The organism is Microcystis sp. M53603_WE2, assembly GCF_030065435.1.
The window spans coordinates 1-5,974 of sequence record NZ_JASJFF010000528.1; the positions used below are offsets into that span (position 1 = coordinate 1).

Consider the following 5,974-nt stretch of genomic DNA (forward strand, 5'->3'; position numbering starts at 1 on the left):
AAATCCTTATCTGGCAAGAGACTTAATTGATTAGTTCGCTCTAGAGCAAAAACAATTGACAAAAATCGCTAAATGCCTTTCTCTATAAGGGTTCCATCCCTTATAACCCCCGTCCATTGCATAACACAAACCGAAGAGCCCCCCTTATTAAGAGAGGCAAGGGGTATCAAAGGCAGAATCTATCTTCTATTTAATCAGAACTACTTACTTAACTTCTTACCTCTGTTAGTATTTTATGGGCTTTATGGGTTACTTCTTATCCAAACAATTAATCTCAATAATTTTCCCTCTCTCATCGAATATTTGAGCAATTCTTGGGCATTTTCTTCTGGTTATTCCAGTGCGATGAGTATTGTAGGAAATTACCAGCATTTACTCATTGCCTTGCTCTGCTTGTCCTTAAGTTTGCTTTTAATGTCTCTGGCAATTATAGACCAAAACCCTAGTCTCGCTATTGCCTATATTTTTCCTATATTTTTATCATTTAAGCATGGATTTGTTAGGCAAGATGCTCACGTTGTTGTTTTTACACTTGTGGTTATTGTCTCAGCTTCTCTTTATACAACAATTATTAAAAAATCTCGGTTGAAGAAAATTGCTTATTGTGCTTGGGGAATAATTTTTTTGGGATGTATTATTATCACCTCTAGTCCTAATTGGACTATATTGGAAAATGCTCGCCAGTGGAGTAATTTCAGTCCCGATAGGGTGGCTAATAATATTGGGGTTGTCATTTCCTCTATCCTTAATCCCAGAGAATTAGAAATGCGAGGTGAAAGGAGTACAACTCAAAATTTACAAGTCATTGCTGCCGCTACCAAAATACCCGATTCTGTGCTGGGAAAAGTGCAAGGCAAAACTATTGATATAATTCCCTGGGAATTTTCACTGATTCCGGGCAATCAGCTTAATTGGAAACCGCGGCCGATTATTCAATCCTATTCTGCTTATACAGAAAAACTGGATGAACTAAATTATCAAAGCTTATCTCAATCTCCCAGAGATTATCTGATTTATCACTTTCAAGCTATTGATGGCAGACATCCTTTTTTTGATGAACCTAAAGCCTTTTCCTATGTGGTTTGTAATTATCAACTTGACTCGGTAAATTCGCCCTTCCAAGTCCCCGCAATCAAAACCAACTTTTATCTTCTAGAAAAACAAAAAGTCAGTCGTTGCATTCCAACCCCTCTAGGAGAGACTACTAATGTTACTTGGGATCAAGTCTATGAATTACCTACTCGTAATAGTGGGATTACTCGTGTTCAAGTTAAATTTGAATATTCTTGGTTGGGTAAAATAGTCAAACAACTCTTTAGAATCCCTCCCGTGATAATTAACGTTAATTATCTCGATGGAACTCAAGCCAATTTTCGCTTTGTTCAAGATAATTCAGCTAATGGAGTTATCCTTAGTCATTTACCGAGAAATGATCAGGAATTAATGGCATTTTTTCAAGGAAAATTACCACCACAAGTCAAATCCTTTAGCTTTTCTGTCAGTAATCCTCTGCTATTCTCCCCAGAAATAAAAGTAACGCCTTTTTGGGAAGTTGAGACTGGTTCATAATCTTTCTTGAAGCTTGAAAAGCGGTTAATATCTCTGGCAAATGGAGAATAGGGAACTCGAATCCCTGACCTCTGCGGTGCGATCGCAGCGCTCTACCAACTGAGCTAATTCCCCATATATAGACCATAATAGCATTTTTGAGCAGAAAATCCTAGGAACTGGCAAGGGATCGAGGGGCAAAAAATCGAGCGGCTTCTCTCTGGAAAACTTTAAAATGGAAAAAGTAATCTTGAGGATGATAACTAATGGCGATACTACGCTTAGAGAATGGGACAACCTATACCCAGTTAGCCGATATTAGTCTGGAATTGGCCAAATTAAATGTCACTTTAAACTATTGGCCGATCGAAAACGAAGCCACTCGTCAGCTACTTAAACAAGCTTCTCTGACTGACGAAGAAAAAGAAATAGTTTTAACCAGCTTAGACGGTTATTTTGAGCAACTTAAACAAGAAGCGGGTTATCAAGCCAGAGATTTAATCGTTTTACACCCTGAAATTCCCAATCTCGACACTTTACTGGCAAAGTTCGAGCGCTGTCACACCCACGCCGACGATGAGGTGCGTTATATCATTGATGGGGAGGGGGTTTTTGGCTTTGTCTTTGCCGATGGTTCTCAGGGGGAATTAACTATTCAACCTCAAGAATATATCAATGTTCCTGCCCATAGCGAACACTGGTTTCACCTCACTGCCAGTAAACGAGTTAAAGCAGTGCGTTACTTTACCAGTACCGCCGGATGGGTTCCCGAATATACGGAAACTGTCATTCGTTTTCCTAGTTTAACAGCCGTGTAGCCTTTGGTTTTTTGGCGAGTGCTTTCCCAATAAGACAGATAAGTTTTGCAGGGATGGCAACGCCGGCAGCCACAATCTGTTAAGGGGTATATTTGTCCTGTTGAAAATCTCCCGTCTAGTGCCTAGCTTGACGGGAGATTATCTCAATTCGGGGGATTGGCGTGATAGATTTAGTCTAAGCCGAATTGATTGCCCCGTTTGTACTGTAAGTAGGCGGCAACGAACAAACCCGCTAGGGTAATGGGAATTAAGCCTAGGACAATCCCTAGCACTAAAGGTTCAATCACGTCTGTACTCCTTGGATTAGCAATTTTTCACCCGTATTTTATCGTAGCAGCGGTTGCCCTGGAAAGATAGGGCGATCGCACATACTTCTTAAGTGGAGTGTTGGGGTAGTGGGGTGTGGGGTGTGGGGTGTGGGGTGTGGGGGGTAGTGGGGAATTTAGCTGAAATTTCCCTATCTCCCTATCTCCCTATCTCCCTAAATCCCTGACTCTTATCTCCCGACTCCCGAAAAGGAAAACTTGCTATCTCACCATTAAGATAACTGCTCTACTCTAGGAGCGACCGAGAAAAAATTTTCTCAATGTGCCTTTACCCCAATAGCGATCGATTTCTTGCCAGAGATTGTGGAGACAAAAAACCACTGCTAGACAGAGAGTAACCGCAAGGATTTGAGAGAAACTTTCCCTTTGCCAAAATTTGGCCATTGCCTCCGAAATTACCCGCGTTCCCCGATAAGCTTCCAGAAAACCCTCGATCGAGCCGAGAATCAGTGCTGCTAGGGTATAAACAAAGGTTCTATACAGAACACTAACGTAACGGGGTCGATTTTCTAACCATTCTAGCTTCATGGCTGCGTCGAGAATGGCCACGGTTTTTGCCGCAATGATCGCCCCTAAGCTCGCTTTACCCAAAACGTAGGTAGTAATCGAATATTCTTCCAGAAATAATTTCATGATCAGAAGAATATAACCGAAAGCCAAGAAAAAAAAGAGGGCAAGAGAACCGATTTTTTTCAATTCCTTTTTAATTGCTTCCATTGATTTTTTTTGATATTTTCTGCCAAGATAGCGGTCGCGCTGCCGGATAGTCCTTTAACTATAAGCTATAGTTAATTATTTGTTGCAGCTATTCTCCCATCTCCACCAGCAAGTTTGAGCGCCGATAACTGAACTGATGCTTGAAACTAATTACGGCTTGCTGAATAAATCTAAAAACCTTGTTGTATAAGACTTTTAGACTTGTTTTCCCTCAAAAAGTGCCGACCTTTGGAGTGATTGGGGGGAAAATTCAGGTACTTTTTCCCTGAAAATTAGGTAATTGACCACCTGAAAATCGGTAAAACCCCACACCCCACACCCCACACCCCACACCCCACACCCTGCCCCTAGGAAAAGCTTTTTCAGCAAACCCTAATTACGGCTTGATTGTCGATAAAATGAGGATTACCGAGGGGATCGATGGCACTGAAAGCGTAAAAATAACGGCGTGCTAGGGGCGGAAAATCGCTAAAATCGAAGATTGTGTCACCTTTAGCCACATCTGCCCAAAAATTTCGTAATTTCGGGGCTAATTCCTCCGCTAGACTCACGGGAAGATTGAGGGGATGGCAGGTTAATAAACGCATCATAAAAGGATAAGAGCGATCGCCTAACCATTGCCGAGAAATAGCGGGTAAATTCTCCCATCCGGGTATATTTTGCAGATGAAAAGATTCTATGGCTAATTCAACCGTGTTTTCGCAATATTCTAGCACCCGGTAGGGATGGGGATAACTGACGAGGGAACCGGTGGTAATTTCATAGATACCTCTAGTAAAAGCCAGATCCTGCACGTGGAGATGGCCAGTAATCAACAATTTTACGCCGTTTTCCTGTAGTATATCGAGTAGTTCTACCGCATTAGCCAACATATAGCGTTTACCTAATTCATGATTGCTTTGTCCGGGTAAATGCTCGATAACGTTATGATGGATCATCACCATCACTAGATCGTTTTTTAGCGCGGGTAAAGTCTGTTTTAACCAATGCAATTGTTCTGCATCTAAACTGCCAATTTGTCCACCTTGCTCATCGAATTGATTAGAATTAAGACCGATTAATTGCACTCCGGGTAAAATTTCTTTTTGGTAGTATATTTGTTCGGGGTCGCTGTAACCAAATTGTTGATAATAGAAGGGAAAATCTGCTAAACCGATCTGGTTTTCCGTCGCGGTTAAACTCAAAACATCATGATTACCAGGCACCACATAGACGGGAAAGGGTAAAGTGGCTAAACAATCGGCTAACCAACGATGATTTTCTGGTTCACCATCTTGGGTTAAATCGCCAGCAATCAGCAGAAAATCGAGGTTAAGGGTGATGAGATGGTCTAAAACAATTTTTAAAGCTGGAATACTCACTTCCACCAGATGAAAGCGATTAGAATGGTTTAAAATGGTTGTGGGTAAAGCGATATGAGGATCGCTGAGAATGGCGAAACGGAAATTCATCGCATTGAATTGGGCTAAATATCGGTAAACTAGATCGATCGAGGAGAAATGAGGAGAAAATATCTTTGGCTAAAGTTCGCGTTCGTCAGCACGTCAATCCCTTAAGTCATAAATATCGCCATCCGATCGCTCCCCCCGATTGGAATCAAGTTTATCAGGATATGACGCAACCTCTCCATCTTGACATTGGTTGTGCGCGGGGTAAATTTTTGTTACAAATGGCCCAAGTAGAGCCAGAAATTAATTTTTTGGGGATTGAAATTCGTCAACCTTTGGTAATTGAAGCGAATCAGGAACGGGAAAGGTTAGGATTAAGTAATCTCGCTTTTGTTTTTGGCAATATGAATGTTGCCCCAGAAATTTTACTGCAATCTTTGCCCGCGGATAAGTTATTTTGGGTGTCGATTCAATTTCCCGATCCTTGGTTTAAACAGCGTCACAGCAAGCGTCGGGTTGTGCAGCCAGAATTAGTCATAGCTTTGGCTAAGTATATGGTAGCTGGGGGCTGGGTTTTTTTACAGTCGGATGTGGAATCGATCGCCCTGGAAATGACCGAGAGATTTCAAGCACATCCCAATTTTGTTCGGCAACATCAAACCCCCTGGTTAGAGGAAAATATTTTCCCCGTACCGACGGAGAGGGAAAAGTCCACTTATAATAAGGGTCAACCGGTTTATCGCTCGCTTTTTCGAGTTCGGTAGCTTCAGCTAAAATATCTTGGCACTGTCTGAAATCATGGTTAGAAATCTCGACTCACCCCTAATACTTGAGGACAATAATCGCCCCCCTGTATCTCAATTGCTAGAATTTCTCTTAACAAAAGAAAAAAACAATAAAAAAACTAAAGAAAATCTTACTTTTGCGGCTTTAGTCGGTACTTGGCGATTATACTTTATCACGGGAACTCAAAAAGCTAAAAAGAGAGCGGGAATCGTTTTGGGTAAGGGTCGCTATCTACCGTCCTGGTTAAAAATTACGGCTCTTCGGTTTGTGTTATGCAATGGACGGGGGTTATATTGGATGTAACCCTTATATAGAAAGGCATTTAGCGATTTTTGTCGATTGTTTTTGATCTAGAGCGAACTAATCAATTAAGTCTCTTACCAGATAAGGA

At 41.5% G+C, this 5,974-nt stretch carries 5 protein-coding genes, 1 tRNA gene and 2 pseudogenes; 4 read left to right on the forward strand and 4 right to left on the reverse strand.

Annotated elements, in window-relative coordinates; all coding sequences use genetic code 11:
* Positions 1–138: 138 nt before the first annotated feature.
* Positions 139–1,569: pseudogene (locus PX481_RS10955) on the forward strand (hypothetical protein); the annotation flags it as partial.
* Between the two features lie 41 nt (positions 1,570–1,610).
* Here PX481_RS10955 and PX481_RS10960 read toward each other — a convergent pair.
* Positions 1,611–1,683 (reverse strand) — tRNA-Ala (locus PX481_RS10960).
* Between the two features lie 131 nt (positions 1,684–1,814).
* On the opposite strand from PX481_RS10960, the gene PX481_RS10965 reads away from it, so the two are divergent.
* Entirely contained in the window at positions 1,815–2,366 is a 552-nt protein-coding gene (locus PX481_RS10965) for a 1,2-dihydroxy-3-keto-5-methylthiopentene dioxygenase (RefSeq protein ID WP_002759439.1), read from the forward strand.
* A 170-nt stretch (positions 2,367–2,536) separates the two neighbouring features.
* Here the strand turns inward: PX481_RS10965 and petG are convergent, their stop codons facing one another.
* The 3 genes from petG to PX481_RS10980 form a co-directional block, all read right to left on the reverse strand.
* Positions 2,537–2,653: a cytochrome b6-f complex subunit V gene (petG, locus tag PX481_RS10970; RefSeq protein ID WP_002738052.1), complete on the reverse strand. Its 117-nt coding sequence runs from the start codon at positions 2,651–2,653 to the stop codon at positions 2,537–2,539.
* Between the two features lie 270 nt (positions 2,654–2,923).
* A complete protein-coding gene (locus PX481_RS10975) occupies positions 2,924–3,409 on the reverse strand; it encodes a hypothetical protein (RefSeq protein ID WP_002759444.1) in 486 nt (161 codons plus the stop codon).
* Positions 3,410–3,771: 362 nt separating this feature from the next.
* Positions 3,772–4,860, reverse strand: a complete 1,089-nt coding sequence (locus PX481_RS10980) for a metallophosphoesterase family protein (RefSeq protein ID WP_288094580.1) — start codon at positions 4,858–4,860, stop codon at positions 3,772–3,774.
* 65 nt (positions 4,861–4,925) lie between these two features.
* On the opposite strand from PX481_RS10980, the gene trmB reads away from it, so the two are divergent.
* Positions 4,926–5,561, forward strand: a complete 636-nt coding sequence (trmB, locus tag PX481_RS10985) for a tRNA (guanosine(46)-N7)-methyltransferase TrmB (protein ID WP_286825890.1) — start codon at positions 4,926–4,928, stop codon at positions 5,559–5,561.
* Positions 5,562–5,595: 34 nt separating this feature from the next.
* A pseudogene (locus PX481_RS10990) lies at positions 5,596–5,838 on the forward strand (hypothetical protein); the annotation flags it as partial.
* Positions 5,839–5,974: the final 136 nt, after the last annotated feature.

Coding starts and splice junctions, on each gene's coding strand:
- PX481_RS10965 (WP_002759439.1), top strand. CDS start 1,815: ATGGCGATACTACGCTTAGAGAATGGGACAACCTATACCCAGTTAGCC.
- PX481_RS10975 (WP_002759444.1), bottom strand. CDS start 3,409: ATGGAAGCAATTAAAAAGGAATTGAAAAAAATCGGTTCTCTTGCCCTC.
- PX481_RS10980 (WP_288094580.1), bottom strand. CDS start 4,860: ATGAATTTCCGTTTCGCCATTCTCAGCGATCCTCATATCGCTTTACCC.